The organism is Pseudocitrobacter corydidari, assembly GCF_021172065.1.
Classification (GTDB): Bacteria; Pseudomonadota; Gammaproteobacteria; order Enterobacterales; family Enterobacteriaceae; genus Pseudocitrobacter; species Pseudocitrobacter corydidari.
In genome coordinates this window covers 111,920-136,848 of the sequence record NZ_CP087880.1, presented here as the reverse complement: position 1 = coordinate 136,848, position 24,929 = coordinate 111,920, and the positions used below count along the sequence as shown (strand labels likewise).

Annotated in this window: 23 protein-coding genes; 11 read left to right on the top strand and 12 right to left on the bottom strand. The window is 55.6% G+C overall.

All coding sequences use genetic code 11. The features are described from left to right. Positions 1–96 precede the first annotated feature (96 nt). The 6 genes from hcaE to G163CM_RS00595 all read left to right on the top strand — a co-directional run bounded on the left by hcaE (position 97) and on the right by G163CM_RS00595 (position 4,859). Positions 97–1,458, top strand: coding sequence for a 3-phenylpropionate/cinnamic acid dioxygenase subunit alpha (hcaE, locus tag G163CM_RS00620; RefSeq protein ID WP_231826503.1), 1,362 nt, complete (start codon positions 97–99; stop codon positions 1,456–1,458). After that, a complete protein-coding gene (gene hcaF, locus G163CM_RS00615; RefSeq protein WP_231826502.1) occupies positions 1,455–1,973 on the top strand; it encodes a 3-phenylpropionate/cinnamic acid dioxygenase subunit beta in 519 nt (172 codons plus the stop codon). Before hcaE ends, hcaF begins: the two co-directional genes overlap by 4 nt. Further along, entirely contained in the window at positions 1,973–2,293 is a 321-nt protein-coding gene (gene hcaC, locus G163CM_RS00610; protein ID WP_231826501.1) for a 3-phenylpropionate/cinnamic acid dioxygenase ferredoxin subunit, read from the top strand. The genes hcaF and hcaC overlap by 1 nt, the downstream gene beginning before the upstream one ends. Continuing rightward, complete coding sequence (hcaB, locus tag G163CM_RS00605; RefSeq protein ID WP_231826500.1) at positions 2,290–3,102, top strand: 3-phenylpropionate-dihydrodiol/cinnamic acid-dihydrodiol dehydrogenase; 813 nt, start codon at positions 2,290–2,292, stop codon at positions 3,100–3,102. Before hcaC ends, hcaB begins: the two co-directional genes overlap by 4 nt. Before the next feature lie 9 nt (positions 3,103–3,111). Next, positions 3,112–4,314, top strand: a complete 1,203-nt coding sequence (gene hcaD / locus G163CM_RS00600; RefSeq protein ID WP_231826499.1) for a phenylpropionate dioxygenase ferredoxin reductase subunit — start codon at positions 3,112–3,114, stop codon at positions 4,312–4,314. A gap of 122 nt (positions 4,315–4,436) precedes the next feature. After that, positions 4,437–4,859: a DoxX family protein gene (locus tag G163CM_RS00595; protein ID WP_015963409.1), complete on the top strand. Its 423-nt coding sequence runs from the start codon at positions 4,437–4,439 to the stop codon at positions 4,857–4,859. 140 nt (positions 4,860–4,999) lie between these two features. Here the strand turns inward: G163CM_RS00595 and glyA are convergent, their stop codons facing one another. Continuing rightward, positions 5,000–6,253: a serine hydroxymethyltransferase gene (gene glyA, locus G163CM_RS00590; protein ID WP_015963408.1), complete on the bottom strand. Its 1,254-nt coding sequence runs from the start codon at positions 6,251–6,253 to the stop codon at positions 5,000–5,002. A gap of 315 nt (positions 6,254–6,568) precedes the next feature. Here glyA and hmpA point away from each other — a divergent pair, with 315 nt between their 5' ends. Then, the gene (hmpA, locus tag G163CM_RS00585; RefSeq protein ID WP_231826498.1) at positions 6,569–7,759 is read left to right on the top strand and encodes an NO-inducible flavohemoprotein; all 1,191 of its coding nucleotides are present in this window, start codon (positions 6,569–6,571) and stop codon (positions 7,757–7,759) included. A gap of 97 nt (positions 7,760–7,856) precedes the next feature. Here the strand turns inward: hmpA and glnB are convergent, their stop codons facing one another. From glnB to purL, 5 genes are all read right to left on the bottom strand, one after another. Continuing rightward, positions 7,857–8,195 carry a nitrogen regulatory protein P-II gene (gene glnB, locus G163CM_RS00580; RefSeq protein ID WP_003860685.1) on the bottom strand — a complete coding sequence of 113 codons (339 nt, stop codon included), beginning with the start codon at positions 8,193–8,195 and terminating at the stop codon, positions 7,857–7,859. 67 nt (positions 8,196–8,262) lie between these two features. Continuing rightward, positions 8,263–9,600: a two-component system response regulator GlrR gene (gene glrR / locus G163CM_RS00575; RefSeq protein ID WP_149464817.1), complete on the bottom strand. Its 1,338-nt coding sequence runs from the start codon at positions 9,598–9,600 to the stop codon at positions 8,263–8,265. Continuing rightward, complete coding sequence (gene qseG, locus G163CM_RS00570; RefSeq protein WP_231826497.1) at positions 9,597–10,319, bottom strand: two-component system QseEF-associated lipoprotein QseG; 723 nt, start codon at positions 10,317–10,319, stop codon at positions 9,597–9,599. The genes glrR and qseG overlap by 4 nt, the downstream gene beginning before the upstream one ends. Beyond that, on the bottom strand, positions 10,316–11,707 hold the full coding sequence (gene qseE, locus G163CM_RS00565; RefSeq protein ID WP_051051012.1) for a two component system sensor histidine kinase QseE/GlrK: 1,392 nt from the start codon (positions 11,705–11,707) through the stop codon (positions 10,316–10,318). The genes qseG and qseE overlap by 4 nt, the downstream gene beginning before the upstream one ends. 624 nt (positions 11,708–12,331) lie before the next feature. After that, complete coding sequence (purL, locus tag G163CM_RS00560; protein WP_231826496.1) at positions 12,332–16,219, bottom strand: phosphoribosylformylglycinamidine synthase; 3,888 nt, start codon at positions 16,217–16,219, stop codon at positions 12,332–12,334. A 256-nt stretch (positions 16,220–16,475) separates the two neighbouring features. Between purL and mltF the strand changes: the two genes are divergently transcribed. Continuing rightward, on the top strand, positions 16,476–18,032 hold the full coding sequence (gene mltF / locus G163CM_RS00555) for a membrane-bound lytic murein transglycosylase MltF (RefSeq protein ID WP_231826495.1): 1,557 nt from the start codon (positions 16,476–16,478) through the stop codon (positions 18,030–18,032). Here mltF and tadA read toward each other — a convergent pair. Together tadA and yfhb are read right to left on the bottom strand one after the other, a co-directional pair. Beyond that, the gene (gene tadA / locus G163CM_RS00550; RefSeq protein WP_071843480.1) at positions 18,026–18,565 is read right to left on the bottom strand and encodes a tRNA adenosine(34) deaminase TadA; all 540 of its coding nucleotides are present in this window, start codon (positions 18,563–18,565) and stop codon (positions 18,026–18,028) included. The two genes, mltF and tadA, sit on opposite strands and share 7 nt — an antisense overlap. Positions 18,566–18,592: 27 nt before the next feature. Then, positions 18,593–19,228, bottom strand: a complete 636-nt coding sequence (gene yfhb, locus G163CM_RS00545) for a phosphatidylglycerophosphatase C (RefSeq protein WP_015963400.1) — start codon at positions 19,226–19,228, stop codon at positions 18,593–18,595. Between the two features lie 229 nt (positions 19,229–19,457). On the opposite strand from yfhb, the gene G163CM_RS00540 reads away from it, so the two are divergent. Next, a complete protein-coding gene (locus G163CM_RS00540) occupies positions 19,458–20,306 on the top strand; it encodes a MurR/RpiR family transcriptional regulator (protein ID WP_015963399.1) in 849 nt (282 codons plus the stop codon). Positions 20,307–20,334: 28 nt separating this feature from the next. On the opposite strand, the gene G163CM_RS00535 is transcribed toward G163CM_RS00540, so the two are convergent. Next, complete coding sequence (locus G163CM_RS00535) at positions 20,335–21,252, bottom strand: oxidoreductase (protein WP_231826494.1); 918 nt, start codon at positions 21,250–21,252, stop codon at positions 20,335–20,337. A gap of 1 nt (position 21,253) precedes the next feature. Then, positions 21,254–22,462, bottom strand: a complete 1,209-nt coding sequence (locus tag G163CM_RS00530; protein WP_231826493.1) for an L-lactate MFS transporter — start codon at positions 22,460–22,462, stop codon at positions 21,254–21,256. A 115-nt stretch (positions 22,463–22,577) separates the two neighbouring features. Here G163CM_RS00530 and G163CM_RS00525 point away from each other — a divergent pair, with 115 nt between their 5' ends. Then, entirely contained in the window at positions 22,578–23,501 is a 924-nt protein-coding gene (locus G163CM_RS00525) for a LysR family transcriptional regulator (protein ID WP_231826492.1), read from the top strand. Positions 23,502–23,538: 37 nt separating this feature from the next. Beyond that, positions 23,539–23,799, top strand: a complete 261-nt coding sequence (locus G163CM_RS00520) for a YfhL family 4Fe-4S dicluster ferredoxin (RefSeq protein WP_015963398.1) — start codon at positions 23,539–23,541, stop codon at positions 23,797–23,799. Here G163CM_RS00520 and acpS read toward each other — a convergent pair. Further along, entirely contained in the window at positions 23,796–24,176 is a 381-nt protein-coding gene (acpS, locus tag G163CM_RS00515; RefSeq protein ID WP_231826491.1) for a holo-ACP synthase, read from the bottom strand. The genes G163CM_RS00520 and acpS overlap by 4 nt on opposite strands. Continuing rightward, positions 24,176–24,907, bottom strand: a complete 732-nt coding sequence (gene pdxJ / locus G163CM_RS00510; protein ID WP_231826490.1) for a pyridoxine 5'-phosphate synthase — start codon at positions 24,905–24,907, stop codon at positions 24,176–24,178. Before pdxJ ends, acpS begins: the two co-directional genes overlap by 1 nt. Positions 24,908–24,929 lie beyond the last annotated feature (22 nt).

The following is a 24,929-nucleotide window of genomic DNA, read 5'->3' as shown; positions in this document are numbered from 1 at the left end:
TAGAAATTAAGTATTTCACATAACAACAACCAATTAGCAACATAGTAAAGACACAAAAACCAGAAGGTCAATACCTCTTACCCACGAGATAACGATATGACCACGAAAACACCTGTAGACATCTACTCTCTGATCGACACCCACAACGGGAGCGTCACCCCGCGCATTTACACCGATCCTGACATCTATCAACTGGAGCTTGAACGCATTTTTGGCCGCTGCTGGCTGTTTCTGGCGCATGAAAGCCAGATCCCGAAAGCAGGCGACTTTTTTAATACCTATATGGGCGAAGACGCGGTCGTTGTCGTGCGCCAGAAAGACGGCAGCATCAAAGCCTTTTTGAACCAGTGCCGTCACCGCGCCATGCGCGTGAGCTATGCCGATTGCGGCAATACCAAAGCGTTCACCTGCCCCTACCACGGCTGGTCTTACGGCATTAACGGCGAGCTGATTGATGTACCGCTGGAGCCTCGCGCCTATCCGCAGGGTTTGTGTAAATCCCATTGGGGGTTAAACGAAGTGCCCTGCGTAGAAAGCTACAAGGGGCTCATTTTTGCCAACTGGGATACCTCCGCCCCGCCGCTGCTGGATTATCTGGGCGACATGAAGTGGTACCTCGACGGCATGCTGGATCGCCGGGAAGGCGGTACCGAAATTGTCGGCGGCGTGCAGAAATGGGTGATCAACTGCAACTGGAAATTCCCGGCAGAGCAGTTCGCCAGCGATCAGTATCACGCCCTCTTCAGCCACGCCTCCGCCGTACAGGTGCTGGGCGCGAAAGATGACGGCAGCGATAAACATCTCGGCGACGGCCAGACCGCCCGCCCGGTGTGGGAAACGGCGAAAGATGCCTTACAGTTCGGCCAGGACGGGCACGGTAGCGGCTTCTTCTTCACCGAAAAACCGGACGCCAACGTGTGGGTAGATGGCGCGGTCTCCAGCTATTACCGCGAAACTTACGACGAAGCCGAGCAGCGACTGGGCAAAGTGCGCGCCCTGCGCCTGGCTGGTCATAACAATATTTTCCCAACCCTCTCGTGGCTGAACGGCACCGCCACACTGCGCGTCTGGCACCCCCGAGGGCCGGATCAGGTGGAAGTATGGGCCTTCTGTATCACCGATAAAGCCGCCTCTGATGAGGTGAAAGCGGCCTTTGAAAACAGCGCCACCCGCGCCTTCGGCCCGGCGGGCTTTCTGGAGCAAGATGACTCGGAAAACTGGTGTGAAATCCAGAAGCTGCTGAAAGGCAACAAAGCGCGTAACAGCCAGCTCTGCCTGCAAATGGGGTTGGGCCAGGAAAAACGTCGCGAAGACGGCATTCCGGGCATTACCAACTACATCTTCTCAGAAACCGCCGCACGCGGGATGTATCAGCGCTGGGCCGATCTCCTCGCCAGTGAAACCTGGCAGGAAGTGGATGAGAAAACCGCCGCCTACCAGCAGGAGGTGATGAAATGAGCAATCCCGTCTCTTTAGAACTGCATCATCGCATCGCCCAGTTTCTCTATCTGGAAGCGTCCCTGCTCGACGACTGGCGTTTCCGCGACTGGCTGGATCAGCTTGATGAAGAGATCGTCTACACCATGCGCACCACGGTAAACGCGCAAACCCGCGATCGCCGTAAAGGCAAACAACCGCCGACGACCTGGATCTTCAACGACAACAAAGATCAGCTTGAGCGCCGGATCGCCCGTCTGGAAACCGGCATGGCCTGGGCCGAGGAGCCACCGTCACGCACGCGCCATATGATCAGCAATATCCAGGTGAGCGAAACAGAGCAGCCGGATGTGTTTGCCGTTCGCGTGAATTATTTGCTTTATCGCGCGCAAAAAGAGCGTGATGAAACCTTTTACATCGGGACGCGCTTCGACAAAGTGCGCCGCCTGGAAGGCGAACAGTGGCGTCTGCTGGCACGTGAAATCGTGCTCGACCAGGCGGTGATCACTTCCCACAACCTGAGTGTATTGTTCTGATGAGCCGTGTATTTGCCTGCTCCACCACGGAGCTGCCGGAGGGCGAAGCGCTCCGGCTGGAAACGACCCCCGTTATCGCCCTGTTTCACGTCGGCGGGGAATTCTTTGCCATCAACGACCGTTGCAGCCACGGCAACGCGTCAATGTCTGAAGGGTATCTGGAAGACGATGCCACCGTGGAGTGCCCGTTACACGCCGCCAGCTTCTGCCTGAAAACCGGTAAAGCGCTGTGTCTGCCCGCGACCGATGCTATCGCTACCTACCCGGTGTATGTGGAAGGCGGCGAAGTGTTTGTTGATATTCCGCAGGAGGCGTCATGAGTGATTTAAAAGATGAAGTGGTTTTCATCACCGGCGGCGGATCCGGCCTGGGGCTGGCGCTGGTCGAGCGCTTTATTGAAGAGGGCGCAAAGGTTGCCACACTCGAACTGTCGGGCGCGAAGGTCGCCAGCCTGCGTCAGCGTTTTGGCGAGCATGTGCTGGCGGTTGAAGGCAACGTCACCTGCTACGCCGATTACCAACGGGCGGTTGACCAGACGCTGACGCAGTTTGGCAAGCTGGACTGTTTTATCGGTAACGCGGGCATCTGGGATCACAACGCCTCGCTGGTGAACACGCCTGCCGACGCGCTGGAGAGCGGTTTCCACGAGCTGTTTAACGTGAACGTGCTCGGTTATTTGCTGGGCGCGAAAGCCTGCGCCCCGGCACTGATCGCCAGCGAAGGCAGCATTATTTTCACGCTCTCTAACGCTGCCTGGTATCCGGGCGGCGGTGGCCCGCTGTATACCGCCAGCAAACACGCGGCGACGGGGTTAATTCGCCAGTTGGCCTATGAACTGGCACCAAAGGTGCGCGTCAACGGCGTCGGCCCTTGTGGCATGGCGAGCGATTTACGCGGCCCGCAGGCGCTGGGGCAAAGCGATACCTCGATTATGCAGTCGCTGACGCCGGAAAAAATCGCCGCCATTCTGCCGCTGCAATTCTTCCCCGACCCGGCGGACTTCACCGGGCCCTACGTGATGCTGGCGTCACGGCGTAATAATCGGGCACTGAGTGGCGTGATGATAAACGCCGACGCAGGCCTGGGCATTCGCGGCATTCGCCACGTTGCCGCCGGACTCGATCTCTAAGGAGCCGCCATGAATAACGAAATTATTGCCATTATCGGTGGTGGTCAGGCAGCGGCGATGGCGGCTGCCTCCTTGCGCCAGTTGGGGTTTGGCGGCGAAATACACCTTTTCTCCGATGAACAGCAACTGCCCTATGAACGCCCACCGCTGTCGAAAGCGATGCTGCTTGACGATAACCCGCAACTGCAACCGGTTCTCGCTGCCGACTGGTGGCTGGCGAATAACGTGCAGTTGCATCTGGGCGTGACAATCCGCCAGCTCGATCGTCAGGCTAAGACGGTGGTACTGGCGGACGGTCAACGCTACCGCTGGACAAAATTGCTGATAGCCACCGGGGCGGCGGCGCGCCCTCTGCCGATGCTGGATGCGCTGGGCGAACGCTGCTTTACGCTGCGTCATGCCGGGGATGCTGAACGCCTGCGCCCGGTGCTGGACGCCGGAAAGTCGCTGGTGATTGTTGGTGCAGGCACGATTGGACTGGAGCTGGCCGCCAGCGCCACCCAGCGCGGTTGCCAGGTTACGGTCGTCGAGCTTGCGCCTACCGTGATGGGCCGAAACGCCCCGCCGCCGGTGCGTGACTATTTGATTCACCGTCACCAGCAAGCAGGCGTACGTTTGCTGCTCAACAGCGCAATCGAACACGTTGATGCGGGCGAAATGCTGACGCTGACATTGCAAAGCGGCGAGCAGCTTCAGGCCGACGCGGTAATTTACGGTATTGGTATCGTGGCGAATGACGCCCATGCCCGCGATGCCGGGCTGGAAACGGCCAACGGTATCGTGGTGGATGCGCGCGGTAATACGGCCGACCCGACCATTTTCGCCGCCGGTGATGTGGCGATAACGCGTCAACCGGACGGTTCCCTACATCGCATTGAAAGCTGGGAAAATGCCAATTTTCAGGCGCAAACCGCAGCGGCAGCCATGTTAGATCAGCCGCTTCCCATCGCCACGCCGGGCTGGTTCTGGAGCGATCAATTCAGTGATAATCTGCAATTTGTGGGTGAAATGCAGGGCGAAAACTGGATCTGTCGCGGTAACCCGGATGAGCGAAAAGTTATCTGGTTTCAGCTTCGCGATGGAGCGCTGGTTGGGGCTGTGGCGCTTAATCAGGGGCGCGAAGTACGCGTGTTACGTAAGCTGATTCAGTCGGGCAAAAAGCTTGCCGTCGATGCGCTGACCGATGAGAGCATGGCGCTTAAGTCGCTGTAAGTCAGAAAAAAGGTCGCGCTGGCGACCTTTTCAGCAATCAGTAAACATAACGGCGCATCGCGTGGCAGAGAGTCACATTGTGTATTACGTTTTAAGAACACGTCTTAACATAATGGAAGACTATGAACACTCTACGTTATTTCGACTTTGGCACATCACGTTCGCTGATGTTGCTTATTGCGCGCATCGCTCTCGTTGTGCTTTTTATCATTTTTGGTTATCCGAAAATGCTGGGCTTTGAGGGCACGGTTCAGTATATGGCGTCCTCGGGCGCGCCAGTGCCCACGCTGTCGGCGATTATCGCCATCATTATGGAAGTGCCGGTCGCCATTCTTATTGTGCTCGGCTTCTTCACGCGCCCGCTGGCGGTTATCTTTATTTTCTATACGCTGGGTACGGCGGTGATTGGTCACCACTACTGGGATATGACCGGTGATGCGGTGGTGCCGAATATGATTAACTTCTGGAAAAACGTCAGTATCGCGGGCGGTTTCCTGCTGCTGGCGATGACCGGGCCGGGCGCGATTTCGCTGGATCGCCGGTGAGTAAATGCCGGATGGCGCTGCGCTTATCCGGCCTACGCGCTCATTTGTAGGCCGGATAAGGCGTTTACGCCGCCATTCGGCAAAATGACGGACACAAAAAAGGCCGCTTGCGCGGCCTTTTCTCATTCTGCTAAACAGAATTATGCGTAAACCGGGAAGCGTGCGCAGATATCCAGAACTTTACCTTTGATGCGCTCGATAACCGCTTCATCATTGATGTTGTCCAGAACGTCACACATCCAGCCAGCCAGTTCCTTCGCTTCCGCTTCTTTGAAGCCACGGCGAGTGATTGCCGGAGAACCAATACGGATACCGGAGGTCACGAACGGGCTCTTCGGATCGTTCGGCACGCTGTTTTTGTTGACGGTGATGTTGGCGCGGCCCAGGGCGGCGTCAGCTTCTTTACCGGTCAGGTTTTTATCAACCAGATCCAGCAGGAACAGGTGGTTTTCAGTACCGCCGGAAACCACTTTGTAGCCACGGTTCAGGAACACTTCCACCATCGCTTTGGCGTTTTTCGCAACCTGCTGCTGGTAAACTTTGAACTCAGGCTCCATCGCTTCTTTCAGTGCTACCGCTTTACCGGCAATCACGTGCATCAGCGGGCCGCCCTGCGCATTTGGGAAGACAGCGGAGTTCAGTTTTTTGTACAGCTCTTCGTCACCGCCTTTCGCCAGAATCAGGCCGCCGCGCGGACCCGCCAGGGTTTTGTGGGTGGTGGTGGTCACTACGTGTGCGTGCGGAACCGGGTTCGGATAAACGCCTGCGGCAATCAGACCCGCAACGTGGGCCATATCGACAAACAGGTATGCGCCGATGCTGTCAGCGATTTCACGCATTTTTGCCCAGTCAACGATACCGGAGTAAGCGGAGAAGCCACCGATGATCATCTTCGGTTTGTGCTCTTTAGCCTGCTTAGCCATGTCTTCGTAGTCAATTTTACCGGACTCATCAATACCGTAAGGGATGATGTTGTACAGTTTGCCGGAGAAGTTTACCGGGGAGCCGTGAGTCAGGTGACCGCCCTGCGCCAGGTTCATACCCAGAACGGTATCGCCCGGCTGCAGCAGCGCGGTGTAGACCGCGAAGTTAGCCTGTGAACCGGAGTGCGGCTGAACGTTAGCATAGTCTGCGCCAAACAGCTCTTTCGCGCGGTCGATAGCCAGTTGCTCAACGATATCCACGTACTCGCAACCGCCGTAGTAGCGTTTGCCCGGATAACCTTCAGCATATTTGTTGGTCAGCTGAGAACCCTGTGCCTGCATAACGCGCGGGCTGGTGTAGTTTTCGGAGGCGATCAGTTCGATGTGCTCTTCCTGACGTACTTTTTCCTGCTCCATAGCCTGCCACAGTTCGGCATCATAATCGGCAATGTTCATTTCACGCTTTAACATCCGCATCTCCTGACTCAGCTAACAGTAAATTTTTTAAGCCCTGATGGACAACGGCCAACAGTATAACTGATTAGTTCTGCGATAACAGGTCTTGACAAACGATTTTACGCAAACGTTTTCCTTCACGTCACACAAGGGATTGAGGAATAAAGGCTCGCCAAATTTCAACGGATATCTTTTCAGGTTTGTGATGCAAATTCTTCACGTTGTAACCAACAAGATGCATTGTTACAAAGAACCATTTACAAAGCAGGGTTATTTTTATAAGATGCATTCAAGATACAACAATAGATAATCGTAAAAAGGAAGCCTGCCATGCTTGATGCTCAAACCATTGCTACCGTCAAAGCCACCATTCCCCTGCTGGTTGAAACCGGCCCTAAACTCACCGCCCACTTTTACGACCGGATGTTTACCCACAACCCGGAACTGAAAGAGATTTTCAATATGAGCAACCAGCGCAACGGCGACCAGCGTGAAGCGCTGTTCAACGCCATTGCCGCCTACGCCAGCAATATTGAAAACCTGCCGGCCCTGCTGCCTGCGGTTGAGAAAATCGCCCAGAAACACACCAGCTTCCAGATTAAACCTGAGCAGTACAACATCGTGGGCGCGCACCTGCTGGCGACGCTGGACGAAATGTTCAGCCCGGGTCAGGAAGTGCTGGACGCATGGGGTAAAGCCTACGGCGTACTGGCGGGGGTGTTTATCAATCGTGAAGCGGAAATCTACCAGCAGAACGCCAACAAAACCGGCGGCTGGGAAGGCACCCGTCCGTTCCGCATCGTGGCAAAAACGCCGCGCAGCGCGCTCATCACCAGCTTTGAATTTGAGCCGGTGGACGGCGGCGCGGTCGCTGATTATCTGCCGGGCCAGTATCTGGCCGTGTGGCTGAAACCGGAAGGCTTCCCGCATCAGGAGATTCGTCAGTACTCCCTTACCCGTAAAGCGGATGGCAAAGGCTACCGTATTGCGGTGAAACGTGAAGACGGCGGTCAGGTATCAAGCTGGCTGCATAATTCCGCGAATGTCGGCGATGTGGTGCATCTGGCGGCACCTGCGGGCGATTTCTTTATGTCCGTAGAAAACAACACCCCGGTGACGCTGATTTCCGCCGGTGTCGGTCAGACGCCAATGCTGGCAATGCTCGATACGCTGGCGAAATCCAGCCATACCGCCCAGGTGAACTGGTTCCACGCGGCGGAAAATGGCGATGTGCATGCCTTTGCCGACGAAGTGAAAACGCTGGGTTCCAGCCTGCCGCGCTTTACCGCGCACACCTGGTATCGCCAACCGACCGAGGCAGATCGTCAGGCGGCCGCGTTTGACAGCGAAGGATTGATGGATTTAAGTGCGATGGAAGGTGCGTTCAGCGACCCGGCGATGCAGTTTTATCTCTGTGGCCCGGTCGGCTTTATGCAGTTTGCCGCGAAGCAGTTGGTTGAGCTGGGCGTGAAGCCGGAAAGTATTCATTACGAGTGCTTCGGGCCGCATAAGGTGCTGTAAAAACGTGCCTGATGGCGCTTCGCTTATCAGGCCTACGGGGTAAGAAGTACGTAGGCCGGATAAGGCAACGCCGCCATCCGGCAAGACACACGCGGCGTTAAATCGCCGCGTCGTCCTCTTCACCCGTACGAATACGGATCACGCGCGCCACGTCAAAGACGAAGATTTTGCCGTCGCCGATTTTGCCGGTCTGCGCCGTGCGGATAATAGTATCCACGCAGGTATCAACGATATCGTCGCTGACCACGATTTCAATTTTGACTTTCGGCAGGAAGTCCACCATGTATTCCGCACCGCGATAGAGCTCGGTGTGGCCTTTCTGACGACCAAAGCCTTTTACTTCTGTTACCGTCATCCCGGTAATACCGACTTCCGCCAGCGCTTCACGTACATCATCCAGTTTGAAGGGTTTAATAATCGCATCAATTTTTTTCATGGTGTTCCTGTTTTTCAGTCGCGTAACCGGTTGCTCACCGTATCATAAATCACGCAAAAGTACGGTGCTACTCTTTAAAATCATTTGCGTCCAGTTCGTGGCGTGAGAGCAGCTTATAAAACTCCGTGCGGTTGCGCCCCGCCATTCTCGCCGCATGCGTCACATTGCCTTTGGTAATTTGCAGCAGCTTGCGCAGGTAGTTGAGTTCAAACTGGTTACGCGCTTCGACAAAGGTTGGCAGCGCGGTGTTCTCACCTTCCAGCGCCTGCTCGACCAACGCATCGCTGATCACCGGCGACGACGTCAGCGCCACGCACTGTTCAATAACGTTCACCAACTGGCGCACGTTGCCCGGCCAGTTGGCGGCCATCAGGCGCTTCATGGCATCGGTAGAGAACGCGCGCACGAACGGCTTGTGTCGGTCGGCGGACTGGCGCAGCAAATGGTTTGCCAGCAGCGGAATGTCTTCCGTGCGCTCGGCAAGCGTCGGAATTTTGAGGTTTACCACGTTAAGGCGATAGAAAAGATCTTCACGAAACTCGCCGCGCGCCATCGCTTTCGGTAAATCGCGGTGGGTGGCAGAGATAATCCGCACGTTAATGTCGAGATCTCGGTTGCTGCCCAGCGGGCGCACTTTGCGCTCCTGCAACACGCGCAGCAGTTTGACCTGCAGCGGCGCGGGCATATCGCCGATTTCATCGAGGAACAACGTGCCGCCTTCCGCCGCCTGAAACAACCCTTCCCGATTGCTTACCGCGCCGGTAAACGCCCCGCGCGCGTGGCCGAAGAGTTCCGACTCCAGCAACTGTTCCGGCAGCGCGCCACAGTTTATCGCCACAAACGGCTTGCTGTTGCGCGGGCTGGCGTTGTGAATCGCCTGCGCCAGAATCTCTTTCCCGGTGCCGCTCTGGCCGTTAATCAGCACGCTGACATCCGACTGCGCCACCATCTGCGCCTGCTCCAGCAGTCGCAACATGATTGGGCTACGGGTCACAATCGATTCCCGCCAGCGCTCATCTACCGCCGGAGCGGTTCGCGCCAGCGCTTCATCAATGGCTTTATACAGCGCGTCTTTATCGACCGGTTTGGTCAGGAAACTAAAGACGCCCTGCTGTGTCGCGGCGACCGCGTCAGGAATCGATCCGTGGGCGGTGAGGATGATTACCGGCATACCCGGCTGCACTTTCTGAATTTCGCTGAACAGCTGCAAACCGTCCATTTCATCCATTCGCAGATCGCTGATAACAAGGTCGATACGCTCTTTCGCCAGCACGCGCAGCCCCTGCTGCCCGCTCTCAGCCGTGTCCACCTGATAGCCTTCGCTGGTCAAACGCATACCCAACAGCTTAAGCAGCCCCGGGTCATCATCCACCAGCAGCAGGCGAGCCGTTTTCCGCGGTGTCATTGTTTATCCTCCGTGTCAGCGGGCGCATCCGTTGCGTGCGTAGTGTCCGGATTAAAGCCGGACGAGGGTTTACGGCTGGAGAGCTGGCGTTCGATGTCGGTCAGGTTTTGCAGTTTACGGGTCGTCAGATCCAGTTCACCCTTCAGCGCCTGCTGCTGCTGACGCAGTTCATCCAGCGCGGCATCGCTCGTTTCCTGCAGCTTGCTGTAGCGCGTGCGCTCATCAGAGAGTTTTAGCTGGAGCATCTGGTTATCGCGCCACACCTGATACAGCGGGCGAATACGTGACGGAATTTGCGCGCTGTGCGCATCAAGTCGCGAAACAATCAGTTGGCGTTCGGAGGGCATGATTTTCGCATTAGCCAGCAGCACGCCGCGCTTGAAGGCATCTGACCAGCTCGCATCGCCCAACTGATTAGCCTGCGCCCGCGCCTGAGCGGGGGTAAGACGGTCGGCACAATCCATACCGCGCAGCCAGTACAGCGGATTGTTCTCCGCAACGGCGCCGTCAAGCGTCCAGAGTTCGTCACAGGTGGTTGAAAGGTAATCCGCCACCTGTTCGTGGGGAACTTTCTCTTCGCTGACGCCAATATGTGGCGTCAGGCCAGAGCTACAGCCAACGAGCGCCAGACAGGATAAGCCCGACAGCCAGAAACGGCGGGCGCCCTGTACGACGCGCGTACTTAAAAAGTGGGACATATGCACCCGATATGTAGTCATGAGTTTGTTTTATCCGGCCCGGGGACAGGGAGTTCAATGCGAAAACAGATATCGCCCGCACTATCGTCAATCAGATGAAGCTCACCGTGCATCTTGCGCACGCAATCGCGGGCAATACTCAACCCCAGACCACTGCCCTTCACGGCCCCTTTTCGCTGGCGACTGCCCTGGAAAAAGGGCTCAAAAATCATTGCCTTTTCGGCATCCGGGATCGGCGTCCCTGTATTGGCCACATCAATAGCGATTCGCCCGCTGGAGACGTGGCTACGAATATAAATGTTACCGGATTCAGTACCATAGTGCACCGCATTGGAGTAGAGATTATCCAGCGCGCTCATCAATAACGTCGATTCGGCCAGGCATGCCGGGGCTTCCAGAGAAACCCGGGTATGCATCATTTTAGCTCGCGCCGGCAAACTGTGCGCAGAAACAACGGCTTCCACCATTGGGGCCAGCTCGACGCGGCTCATGGGCACGGCGCCATCGCTCAGTTTGCGGTTGTAATCCAGCAGTTGCTCAATCAGTTTTTGCAGGTTACGGCTGCTGTCATCGAGGATATCCACCACCTCTTTTTGCTCCGGCGTGAGTGGGCCGACAACCTGGTCCGCCAGCAATTCGGTGCCTTCACGCATGCTGGCGAGCGGCGTTTTGAGTTCGTGGGAGAGATGGCGCAGAAACTGATGGCGCTGCGATTCCAGCCAGGAGAGCCGCTCGCTCAACCAGACGATACGTTGGCCGACGGATCGCAGTTCGCGCGGGCCACGGAAGGTGACGCCCTCTTTGAGGGTTTCCCCCTCGCCCAGGCGATTAATCATACTCTCAATGCCTTTGACCGGGCCGATAATCATGCGGGTAAACAGCAACACCATCGCCAGGCTCACCAGGAACAGCACCAGCGCCTGCCAGCCAAAGAACTGGCCGCGCTCGGCTATTTCCTGCTGTAGCTGCTGACCGCGCGAGAAGACCACCGTACGCGTCGCCTGAACCATTTCGGTATTGGCATTGGCAAAGGCTTCCAGCCTGGCCGCCGCCAGCTTTTCCGGGCCGCTATTGAGACACTGAAGCTGGGCCAGATCGTTAAGATCCTGCCTGAGCGCCTGATACAGTTTTTCATCGGGCAGCACGCCCGCATGCGCGTCGAGCATATCGCTGTAGCGCTTACGCTGGCTCTGGTAAACGCGCGCCAGCGTTGGGTCATCGAGCACGCAGTACTGGCGATAGCTGCGCTCCATTTCCAGCGCAATGTTGGTCATTGCTTCGCTGCGACGCGCATCAATTAGCGTGGTACGGTTGGTTTTTTCCGCCTGCGCACTAAGCGCATTCAGGCTCTGCCACGCCTGCCAGGCGAGCACCAATAAAGGCAGCAGGATCAACAGAAATGCCAGCATAACCAGTTGTCGCAGCGAACGGGGAGAAAGAGAGACGCGTTTCACAAGGAGTTCCCAAAAAATCAACCTGTAAGGATGCTAACTGAGGAAGTGACGCGGGGAAAGGCAGAAATAACAAAGCCGGGTCGAAACCCGGCTTTGTTCTGGAATAAGGCGGTGCCTAACTCAACGTTTCGCCCGATGGTTGATATGCAAAGATATCAGAAGCTGGACGGCAGGCACCTTGTTGTGCGTCATTCGAAGTTTATGTAGCACGTCCCGAAGGGGCTGACATAAGAGGGTGAATGAGCCACTGAGTATATTAATGCAGGATGTGTGCCAATATGGAAAATAAAATGTTAACTCAATGATAATTAAAGATAATATTGATTTTATCAATCATTGAGTAAATGATTATTTTTTGTTCTTTGCGTCGCTGATTAGCAACACTTTATTCGCCACCAAATAAAAAACATATAAATCAATAAGTTAAATGTCTCCATTTGGAGACACCTGCAATAAGGATTGTCTGTGATTCACGACACTTAAAAACGCCGGATGGCGGCTGCGCCTTATCCGGCCTACACGTCGATGCGATTGATTGCGGTCATCCAACAAAAAGGGCCGCTTTCGCGGCCCTGTCTCTTAACCTAACTGCTTACGCGCATTGCGGAAGATACGCATCCACGGCCCATCCTCGCCCCAGTTTTCCGGGTGCCAGGAGTTTGCCACGGTACGGAACACGCGTTCCGGGTGCGGCATCATGATGGTGACGCGACCACTTTCGTTGGTCACGGCGGTGATCCCGTTCGGAGAGCCGTTCGGGTTCGCCGGATAGGTTTCCGTCACCTTGCCGAAGTTATCAACGTAGCGCAGTGCCACCAGACCTTTGCTTTCCAGCGCCGCCAGATGCGCCGCATCGCGAACTTCCACGCGGCCTTCACCGTGGGAAACGGCAATCGGCATCTGCGAACCGACCATGCCCTGCAGCAGCAGCGATGGGCTTTGCGTCACTTCGACCAGGCTGAAACGCGCTTCAAAACGGTCAGAGTTGTTACGCACAAAGCGCGGCCACAGGTCGCTGCCCGGGATCAGTTCGCGCAGATTAGACATCATCTGGCAACCGTTGCACACGCCCAGCGCCAGCGTTTGCGGACGATGGAAGAAGGTTTCAAATTCATCACGCACGCGATTGTTGAACAGGATAGACTTCGCCCAGCCCTCACCCGCGCCCAGCACGTCACCGTAGGAAAAGCCGCCGCAGGCGACCAGCGCATCAAAACGCGCCAGCCCGGTGCGACCGGCAAGCAGGTCACTCATATGGACGTCGATGGCATCGAAGCCCGCACGCTGGAACGCCGCCGCCATTTCCACATGGGAGTTGACGCCCTGCTCACGCAGTACCGCCACCTGAGGACGCGCGCCCTTCGCAATGTACGGCGCGGCGATATCTTCACTGATATCAAAGGTCAGCTTCACGTTCAGGCCAGGATCGTTATCGTTGGCTTTCGCGTTATGCTCCTGATCGGCGCTTTCCGGGTTATCACGCAGGCGCTGCATCTGCCAGGTGGTTTCTGCCCACCACATACGCAACGTGGTGCGGCTTTCGCTAAAGACCGGCTGGCCGTTAGCAGTCAGCACGAAGCGGTCACCCGCGACGGCATTGCCCAGATAGTGCACGCAATCGCCGAGACCGTGTTTCGCCAGCAGCGCTTCAACCGCCTCACGGTCAGCCGCGCGAACCTGAATCACCGCCCCCAGTTCTTCATTGAACAGTGCAGCCAGACGGTCATCGCCCAGCGCGGCGATATCCGCCTCAACGCCGCAATGACCGGCAAAAGCCATTTCCGCCAGCGTCACCAGCAGGCCGCCATCAGAACGGTCGTGATAGGCCAGCAGTTTACGCTCTGCCACCAGCGCCTGAATGGCGTCATAGAAGCCTTTCAGCTGCGCGACGTCACGCACATCGGCAGGTTTGTCGCCCAGTTGACGGTAAACCTGCACCAGCGCGGTGGCGCCCAGCGCGTTATGGCCTTTCCCAAGGTCAATCAGCAGCAGCGCGTTATCTTGCGTAGAAAGCTGCGGCGTAATGGTATGACGCACATCTTCCACGCGAGCAAACGCGGAAATCACCAGCGACAGCGGCGAAGTCATTTCGCGCTGTTCGTTACCTTCCTGCCAGCGGGTTTTCATCGACATGGAGTCTTTACCGACCGGAATGGTCAGACCCAGCGCCGGGCAAAGTTCTTCGCCAACCGCTTTCACCGCTTCATACAGACCGGCGTCTTCGCCAGGGTGACCGGCAGCAGACATCCAGTTCGCCGACAGTTTGATGTGTTTGATATTGCCAATTTGCGTTGCCGCAATGTTGGTCAGCGCTTCACCGACGGCCAGACGGGCAGACGCCGCGAAGTCGAGCAACGCAACCGGAGAACGTTCACCAATCGCCATCGCTTCACCGTAGTAGCTGTCGAGGCTGGCGGTAGTGACCGCACAGTTAGCCACCGGGATCTGCCACGGGCCGACCATCTGATCGCGCGCCACCATGCCAGTCACTGTACGGTCGCCAATGGTGACGAGGAAGGTTTTTTCCGCCACGGACGGCAGATGCAGAACGCGGTTAACCGCATCGGCAACGGTAATACCGTCGCGAACCAGCGCACCGCCCTTCGCTTTCAGGGTGGTGACGTCGCGGGTCATCTTCGGCGTTTTGCCCAGCAGCACGTCAAGCGGCAGGTCGATAGGCTGATTGTCGAAGTGCTTGTCATTCAGGCTGAGGTGCAGTTCTTCAGTCGCTTCACCAATGACCGCATAAGGCGCGCGCTCGCGCTTACAGAGTTCATCAAACAGCGGCATCTGCTCAGGCGCAACCGCCAGCACGTAACGTTCCTGCGATTCGTTACACCAGATTTCCAGCGGGCTCATACCCGGCTCGTCGCTCAGGATGTCGCGCAGTTCGAATTTACCGCCGCGTCCGCCGTCGCTCACCAGTTCCGGCATGGCGTTAGAAAGGCCGCCCGCGCCAACGTCATGGATAAACAGAATCGGGTTCGCCTCGCCCAACTGCCAGCAACGGTCGATCACTTCCTGGCAACGACGCTCCATTTCCGGGTTGTCGCGCTGTACGGAAGCGAAATCGAGATCCGCATCAGACTGGCCGGAAGCCATGGAAGAGGCTGCGCCACCACCAAGGCCGATATTCATCGCCGGGCCACCGAGAACGACCAGTTTCGCACCCACGGTGATCTCGCCTTTCTGTACGTGATCGGCGCGGATGTTGCCGATCCCGCCTGCCAGCATGATCGGTTTGTGATAGCCGCGCAGCTCTTCGCCGTTGTGGCTGTTCACTTTCTCTTCATAGGTGCGGAAGTAGCCGTTCAGCGCCGGGCGACCAAATTCGTTGTTAAACGCCGCGCCGCCCAGTGGGCCATCGGTCATGATATCGAGCGCGGTAACAATGCGTTCCGGCTTGCCGAAATCTTCTTCCCACGGCTGTTCAAAGCCCGGGATACGCAGGTTAGAAACGGAGAAACCGACCAGACCCGCCTTCGGTTTCGCACCGCGCCCGGTGGCGCCTTCATCACGAATTTCACCGCCGGAACCGGTTGCCGCGCCCGGCCACGGAGAAATCGCCGTCGGGTGGTTGTGGGTTTCGACTTTCATCAGGATGTGCGCAGGCTCCTGGTGGAAATCGTAGCGACCCGTTTCGTGGTCAGCAAAATAACGCCCCACTTCAGACCCTTCCATTACTGCGGCGTTATCTTTATAAGCAGACAGCACGTGATCCGGCGTGGTTTCAAAGGTGTTTTTGATCATCTTGAACAGCGATTTCGGCTGCTGTTCACCGTCGATAATCCAGTCGGCGTTGAAAATTTTGTGTCGGCAGTGCTCAGAGTTAGCCTGCGCAAACATATAGAGTTCGATATCGTTCGGGTTACGCCCAAGCTTAGTGAAGGCATCCTGCAGATAGTCGATTTCATCATCCGCCAGCGCCAGCCCCAGACGCAGGTTAGCGTCGATGAGCGCCTGACGCCCCTCGCCCAGTAGATCCACGCTGGATACCGGTGCAGGCTGATGATGAGCAAACAGTTTTTCCGCATCCTGCAGCGAGTCGAAGACGCTTTCCATCATGCGATCGTGCAGCGCTGCCGCCACTTCACGCCACTGCTCCGCCGTCAGCGTAGAGGCTTCCACATACCAGGCCACACCGCGTTCCAGGCGCAGAACCTGAGTCAGGCCACAGTTGTGGGCGATGTCGGTTGCTTTTGAAGACCAGGGGGAGATGGTGCCAGGGCGGGGAGTCACGAGCAGTAATTTACCGGAAGGCGTATGGCTGCTGAGACTCGGGCCATACTTCAACAGACGTTCAAGTCTGGCGCGCTCTTCGTCGTGAAGCGGAGCATCCAGATCGGCAAAATGGACATACTCAGCGTAAATATTGCTTACCGGGAGGTTGGCTGCCTGAAAACGCGTCAGCAGTTTGTTAATACGAAATGCAGACAGTGCAGGCGAACCACGCAGAATTTCCATCATAAGTCTCTCGTCTTCTAAGCTTTCAGTGTGCGCAAGGGGGGAAAACGGGCGCTATTATAGATAATCCTGCGCCCTGACGAAACCGTTTGCGTAGAAATAAAATCACTTCCTGCTTTTACCAATAGATGTGACGTATCTCTCGAATTAGTTGCCAACTGGCGCAATCTTAAGCAAAATGCCGCTCATTCTGTTCCAGACCATAGTCTTCTTATGGTCACTGCACACAGTGATTTAGTTAGCGCAGAGAATTAACTATTTGAAAAAATTAAAGATTAATTATCTGCTGATCGGCATCGTCGCACTGCTGTTAGCAGCAGCCCTTTGGCCCTCCATTACATGGATAAACCAACCGGCCAATCGCATTGCCGCCATTCAGGCGCGGGGGGAACTTCGCGTCAGTACCATCGTGTCACCTCTAACCTACTCTCGCGTTGATAATAAAGAGTACGGGCTCGACTACGCCCTTGCTGAACAGTTTGCCGATTACCTTGGCGTAAAACTGAAGGTGACCGTGCGGCAGAACATCAGCGAACTGTTTGACGACCTCGACAACGGCAAAGCAGACCTGCTGGCCGCGGGACTGGTGTATAACAGCGAGCGCGTCAAAAACTACCACGCAGGCCCGGCCTACTATTCCGTTTCTCAGCAGGTGGTGTATCGCGTCGGCAGCTATCGCCCGCGTTCGCTGGGAGAACTGAACGCCGATAATCTTTCCATTGCGCCAGGACATGCGGTGATCAACGACCTGCGGTCACTGAAAGAGACGAAGTATCCCGATATCAGCTGGCAAGTGGATGAAAAGCGCAGCAGCGAAACCTTAATGGAAGAAGTACTGGCGGGCCGCCTGAGTTACACCATCGCAGACTCGGTGGCGATCAGTCTGTTCCAGCGCGTGCATCCTGAACTGGCCGTGGCGCTCGATATCACCGACGAGCAGCCGGTGACCTGGTTTAGCGTTAACGACGAAGACGACACGCTTTCCGCCGCGATGCTCGACTATTTCAACAGCATAAATGAAGACGGCACCCTCGCCCGCCTGGAGGAGAAATATCTGGGGCACGGCGGCGATTTCGATTATGTCGATACCCGGTCGTTCCTGCGCGCCGTCGATAGCGTGTTGCCAGACCTTCAGCCGCTGTTTGAGAAACACGCGAAAGAGATAGACTGGCGACTGCTGGCGGCTATCTCGTATCAGGAATCGCACTGGGATGCGCTGGCCACCTCCCCCACCGGCGTGCGCGGCCTGATGATGCTCACCAAAAACACCGCTCAAAGCCTCGGACTGACCGACCGTACCGATGCGGAACAAAGCATCGGTGGCGGCATGCGCTATCTGCTGGATATGATGGATAAAGTGCCGGATACGGTGCCGCAGGATGAGAAAATCTGGTTTGCCCTCGCCGCTTATAACATGGGTTACGCGCATATGCTCGACGCCCGCGCGTTAACGGTTAAGCAGAAAGGCAACCCGGACAGCTGGACAGATGTGAAACAGCGCCTGCCGCTGCTGAGCCAAAAACCTTATTACAGCAGGCTCACTTACGGTTATGCGCGTGGACATGAGGCCTACGCCTATGTCGAAAACATCCGTAAGTATCAAATTAGCCTGGTGGGGTATCTGGCGGAGAAAGAGAAGAAAGTGGCCCAGGAGATGGCGATTGCCGCCGATTATCCAGCGGTGACAATGGACGAACTGAACCGCAACAATGCTGACTTCTTACCGTTTATTTCCCTGTCGCCACGCGATTATCTGCACAGCGTTCAGGGATCAACGTCAAGCGAACTGGTCGACGCCGCACATTCTCATCATTGATTTTCGGCTTTCTGCGCTTTGCGCAATGCCTTGATTTGTTCGCGGCGTTCGCGGAAAAAATCACTCAGCATACCGGCACATTGTTCGCGCAATACGCCTTCGGTGACCTCGACACGGTGATTCATTCCCGGATGATGCAGGACATCCATTAACGACCCGGCAGCACCCGTTTTGGCGTCGCGCGCGCCAAACACGACGTGCCCAATGCGGCTGTGCACCATTGCGCCTGCACACATCACGCACGGCTCCAGCGTAACGTACAGTGTGGCGTTAATCAGGCGATAGTTTTGCAGCACCATACCGCCCTGACGCAGCGCCATAATTTCGGCGTGAGCCGTCGGATCGTGACGACCAATCGGGCGGTTCCAGCCTTCGCCAATCACCTGATTATCGAGCACCAGCACCGCGCCAACCGGCACTTCTCCTTCATCCCAGGCGCGCTGCGCAAGCGTAAGCGCATGGCGCATCCAGTATTCATGGTTGAATTCATTGTCGGACAAAGTGGGCACTCCAGATGATAAATCGGGGCGCATTATACATAGAGAGAATAAGATTACCCACTATTCCAGCCGCTGAAGTTCACCGCGCGGCGTTACCCGCCAGCGATGCTGGCAGAAATAGAGCAGCGGGTTATCCTGTTTGCTGTCGCTGTAACCGCTAAACAGACGCAGCGGCGTACCGATTTTGCGCTCCAGTTGCACCACTTTTTCATGCCCCAGACAGCGCAGCGACAGCACCCAGCCGCCATGAGCCCGCGTTATCTGACTGGCAATAAGATTCACGCGCGGCAGCCAGGGCGTATCAAAATAGACTTTCTCCACCAGCGACTGCGGTGAGCCGGTAATCAGCCATACATCCGCATCGGTACTGATGAGGTATTCGGTCAGGCGCTTATGCACCACCGGGAAAGTCACCACATTTGCGCGAAACCAGGTGGCGAACTCCGCTTCCAGCGCGCGCAGTTTGGCTTCGCTGTGTCCAAAGGTACACCCCCACAGCAGCAAACTCATTGGCCAGCGCGCAGCGCGCCCTTTTACCAGCAGCGCGATACCAATAATCGGCAGCAGCGGCAGCACCAGCAACGCATTAAGCGGCAGTCGCCGCAGCAGATAGCGTAGAAACGTGCCGAACATATCCTGCTGATGCAGCGTGCCATCCAGGTCGAAAAAAATAACTCGACGGGGGTCGTTTGCCAAACCAGACTCCTTTAAGCGATGAATTTCCGTTAACTCCTTACAAGCGTAACAGATAGCGCGGGTGATTTCTGGAAACATCACCTCAACGGCGAGATGCAAAAAGTGTTCAATATTTTGCGCCAGGTGGAATATTTAATTCAGGTTATTCCGTTATAATCGAATAATAATTCTTTCAGGCGAGCAGAATTGTTGTCGGGAGAGGTAGCGTAATTTTGCCCTTGAGGAGCGTATGAATTGTTTAATCCGTATTCGCCAGCGATATCCGCATCTGGCGCAAAGTGATAAAAAACTGGCCGATTTTATCCTGGCGCAGCCTGACCTGGCGCGTCATCTCAGCTCACAGCAGCTGGCGAGCCAGTCGGGTGTCAGCCAGTCCAGCGTGGTGAAGTTCGCGCAAAAACTGGGCTTTAAAGGTTTTCCGGCCCTGAAACTGGCGCTAAGCGAAGCGCTGGCCAGCAACCCGAATCCGCACTCAATTCCGGTACACAACCAGATTCGCGGCGACGATCCGCTGCGTCTGGTGGGTGAAAAGCTCATTAAAGACAACGTTGCCGCGATGCATGCCTCACTCGACGTCAATGACGAAGAGAAACTGCTGGAGGCGGTGAATATGCTGCGCGGCGCACGGCGCATCGTGCTGACCGGGATTGGCGCCTCGGGCCTGGTGGCGCGCAACTTTAGCTGGAAACTGATGAAGATTGGCCTTAACGCCGTCGCCGAATTAGATATGCACGCCCTGCTCGCCAGCGTTCAGGCGCTAAGCGAAGGCGACCTGCTGTTAGCTATCTCCTACTCCGGGGAGCGTCGCGAGATAAACCTGGCGGCGGATGAAACCCTGCGCGCGGGCGGCAAAATTCTCGCCATCACCGGTTTTTCACCCAACGCGCTCCAGCAGCGCGCCACGCACTGCCTTTATACCATTGCGGAAGAACAGGCCACGCGCAGCGCAGCGATTTCCTCAACCAGCGCGCAGATGATGCTGGCGGATGTGCTGTTTATGGGGCTGGTGCAGCAGGATCTGGAAAACGCACCGGATCGCATTCGTCATAGTGAAGCGCTGGTGAAGAAGCTGGTGTGATTGCGCGGGCTTACGCCCGCGCCTCGCTTTACTGCGCTTCTTTAGCATGAATAAGCTGAGTTAACAGGCGATTCACTGGTACCGGTATCCCCTGCGCTTCCCCCATGCGCGCCACCGCGCCATTCAGGTAGTCAATCTCGGTGAGCCGGCCTTTATGCAGATCCTGATGCATCGACGGGTAGTGCTCGCCGCTTTCACGTGGATCGAACACCTTCTGAACGGTGTGCATCACCATCTCTTCCGTCAACGGGATCTGTTGGCTTCTGGCAACCTGAACAATCTCACGCACGACAGTACGCGCCATCTCCAGCGCGTCGGGGCGGCGACCAAATCCCCCAACGTTGCAATCCAGCAGCGCGCAGTAGGTATTCATTACGCTATTAAACGCCGCTTTCTTCCAGATGGAGAGCAATACGTTGGCGCTCAGTTCAGCATTCAGGCCCGCGTGATTGAGCATCTCCACAAGCCGACCCGCCGTTGTCATATCCGTCGACATCAGCGGTTGCAGTTCAATGTTACCCGACCCCGTCGCCCGAATGTGTCCGGGGCCTTCGAGTTCACAGGACCAGAGCGTCACGCCCGCGTAAATAACTGAACGATCGACGTACTGCTCCAGCGTTTCGATGTTGCCAAGACCGTTAGAGAGCGTCATCACCACTTTTGCTGACGCCAGCACCGGTGCGATTTTTTGCAGCATCTCCGCCATCTGCATCGCTTTTGTGAAGAGAATGACCACATCGAATTCGCCGTGCGCGTCTTCGGCCAACATCGCAGGCAGGGAATAATGGCGGCTTCCGCGTTCTGTTTCGACGAATAAGCCCTGCTGATTGATGGCATCAACGTGCGTTTTCCAGCCATCAATCAACGTAACATCAACGCCGCTATCAGCCAGCATATAACCAAAACGGCAGCCCATCGCACCTGCGCCCGCTATTGCAACTTTCATCTCAGACTCCTTGCGTTTTCATGTGCGTCAAAATTTTCGCGACATAGTTTTTGGTAAACAAAATCAGGATCACCCCAAGCGCCAGCAAGCCGGTGGTAAGCATAAAGACGGGATCATAGCTGCCGCTGGATTTGGCAATCGCAGAGGTAATGTACGGCGCAATCACCGCGCCCACGGCAAAACCGAAATACATAAAACCGTAGTTAAGGCCCTGATTACGCATGCCAAAATTCTGACTGGTAAGCCCCGGGAAAATCACCAGGATGCCAGCATAGCCAAACCCGACGCCCAGCGCGCTCAGGTAGAACATCGTGGTATTGCCGGTGAAAAAGAGCAGTATCAGCATGCACAGCGCAAGGAAGAGGTAGACGGTGACAAGCGTCGGGTATCCGCCAAGTTTATCCGCCACGGTCCCCCAGAAGAGACGGCCCACCGAGTTGAAGATAGAGACCAGACTCACCACCATCGCACCGGATGCCAGACCATACTGCATCATGCCGATTTGCGCTGAACTGGAACTGATCACCATGCCGGAGAAAACACCCAGCGCCAGAATGGCGAACAGCAGCCAGAATCGCGGATCGCGCAGCATCTGACGATAGTCTTTATCCATTGGCGAAGCCGCGATACCGCCACTGTCTTTCGCCGGCGCGCTGCGGATGAAAAACTGCACCACAAATATCACCACCAGGTAAACGATGCCCAGATAAAGCAGTGCCTGGCTGACATCGTGAGTTTGCGACATAAAGAATTCGGCGAGTTTGGTACAGAGTAGCGTGCCCACGCCAACGCCTGCCAGCACGATGCCGCTGGCAAGACCACGCCGGTCGGGGAAAAATTTGAGGATATTATTAAGATTGCCGGTAAAGGCCAGGCCAGAACCCAGCCCGGCTAGCACGCCATAAGTCAGGAACAGCAAATACAGGTTGTCGACAAACCCGGAGAGAATGAATCCCAGTGAAAACAGAATGCCGCCAATGACAATCGCTTGCTTGCCTTTGCCATTATCAATCATCTTGCCACCCCAAATCATGGGGATGGGAATAATCCCCATATTGATTGAGAAGGCTAAGGCCAGCATTGCCGGATCCCAGTGATACTGTGCCATCAGCGGCGTTTTAAAGTAACTGAAGGCATAAACGCCTCCCAACACAAAGTTAATGCAGACGTGTGCCGCGAGCATCCCCCAGCGATTAATTGGCTTCGCCATCTTTTATTTCCCTTTATAAAAATAAACTGGTCACAGTTTAAAAAAGATGAAATAGGCAAACCATTTGGTAATTTTTATAATCGTGATAATAAAAACCTATTTTGCGAAGCCTGTAATGAATCTCAAGCAACTACAATCCTTTCTGATACTTAGCGATGAGCTGCACTATGGGCGAGCCGCTGCGCGACTGTTTATCACGCAGCCATCATTAAGCCAACAAATAAAACAATTAGAATCATCATCCAAAATTATTCTTTTCCAACGAAAAGGGCGGCGCATTGAATTAACCCGCGCGGGGGCAGTACTACGTACTCATGCGATAAAAATTTTTCAGGATATAAAAAATGCCGAGAATGAATTATTGCTCTACCAATATCAGACCCGAGACAATATTTCTCTTGGTGTCTCGGGAAGCCATCTGGTGCTGCCCATTTTTAAGCTATTTAGTGCGAAGTATCCCGAGATAGCCCTGACGGTAAAAGAGTTTTCTACCGAACAAACGATTAAAAAAATAGGCGACAAAGTGATCGACTTCGGTATCGTTTACCAGTGTCGTGTGCCTGAAAACATTAGCGCAACACGACTTTTTGAGGATGAGATCGTCGCAGCTGTACCGCTTACCCATCCTCTGGCACGACAGGCCACGTTGCGTCTGGAACAATTAGCTGGGCAACCTATTATCATCCTCAATGAATCACTGCTGCTACGAGGTGTGATTGCCACTGAGTTAGAAAAACGTCATATCGCGCCAAATATTATTTGCGAGGTAGATAATCATTACTCCTGTCTGGAATATGCGGAGGCACAGATTGGCATCGCACTGCTCACCCGCTCTCTGCTGCGCTCCACGCCCGCAAAGAACGTTCGGCTGATGTCGTTACAGGAACCCACGTTTTACCAGCAAGTCATACTGGTGCACGGCAGCGATTTGCTACCTGATGAGCCGGTGCGCGACCTGCTGACGCAAATCAAAGATCACTACGGTAGCGATACGATTACCCCGGAAAAAGTATGGTCTGCGCAGAAAATGCGCGTATAATGCGCGGCCCGAATAGGTTGTTTCTGAGAGTTTCCTGATGGCGTTGTTAATCACCAAAAAATGCATCAACTGCGATATGTGCGAACCGGAGTGTCCGAACGAAGCCATTTCGATGGGTGATAGCATCTATGAGATCAATAGCGATCGCTGCACCGAGTGCATCGGCCATTACGAGACGCCAACGTGCCAGAAAGTGTGCCCTATCCCGAATACGATTTTAAAGGATCCGGCACACGTTGAGAGCGAAGAACAACTGTGGGATAAATTCGTGGCGATGCATCACGCCGACAAAATCTAACTTTCCAGAATGACCGTCGCGCAGGCATAGCGACGTTCATCCGCCAGCGTGACGTGCATGTGCGCCACGCCCAGTTTTTCCGCCAGCTTTTGCGCTTCGCCCCACAGGCGCAGTTTCGGTTTACCCATTTCGTCGTTGTACACTTCAAACTGGTTAAACGCCAGGCTATTACGGATGCCGGTGCCGAAGGCTTTCGCCGCCGCTTCCTTCACCGCGAAGCGCTTGGCCAGAAAACGCACCGGCTGCTGATGCGTTCCCCAGATAGCCCACTCATTGTCGGTGAGTACGCGTCGGGCGAGGCGATCGCCGCTGCGGGCAATCACCTCTTCGATACGCGTAATTTCGACAATGTCTGTTCCGAGCCCAAGAATCGCCATTATTTGCGCGCTTCCAGCATCAGGCGTTTCATTTCGGCTACCGCCTCTTTCAGACCGGTCATCACCGCGCGGCCAATAATCGCGTGGCCGATATTCAGCTCGTGCATCTCAGGCAGCGCGGCGATAGCTTTCACGTTGTGATAGGTCAGGCCGTGTCCGGCGTTCACTTTCAGCCCCAGGCTTGCGGCATAAGTTGCGGCGTGCGCGATACGCTCCAGTTCTTTAGCCTGCTCTGCGTCGGTTTCCGCATCAGCATAGCAACCCGTGTGAATTTCGATGTAGGGCGCGCCCACTTCTGCCGCGGCTTTAATCTGCTCGTTATCGGCATCGATAAACAGGGAAACCAGAATACCTGCGTCGGCGAGGCGTTTGCAGGCATCGCGCATTTTGTCACGCTGACCAGCAACGTCGAGACCGCCTTCGGTGGTCACTTCCTGACGCTTTTCCGGCACCAGGCAGCAGAAATGCGGTTTGGTATCGACGGCAATGTTCAGCATCTCTTCGGTGACCGCCATCTCCAGATTCATGCGCGTGTCGAGCGTCTGACGCAGGATACGCACGTCGCGGTCGGTGATGTGGCGACGGTCTTCACGCAGGTGAACGGTGATGCCGTCCGCGCCCGCCTGTTCGGCGATAAATGCCGCCTGAACCGGGTCCGGATACGCTGTGCCGCGCGCGTTACGCAGGGTGGCAATGTGGTCAATATTGACGCCTAACAGTAATTCAGCCATGACAATCCTCGGTTTTAAATCG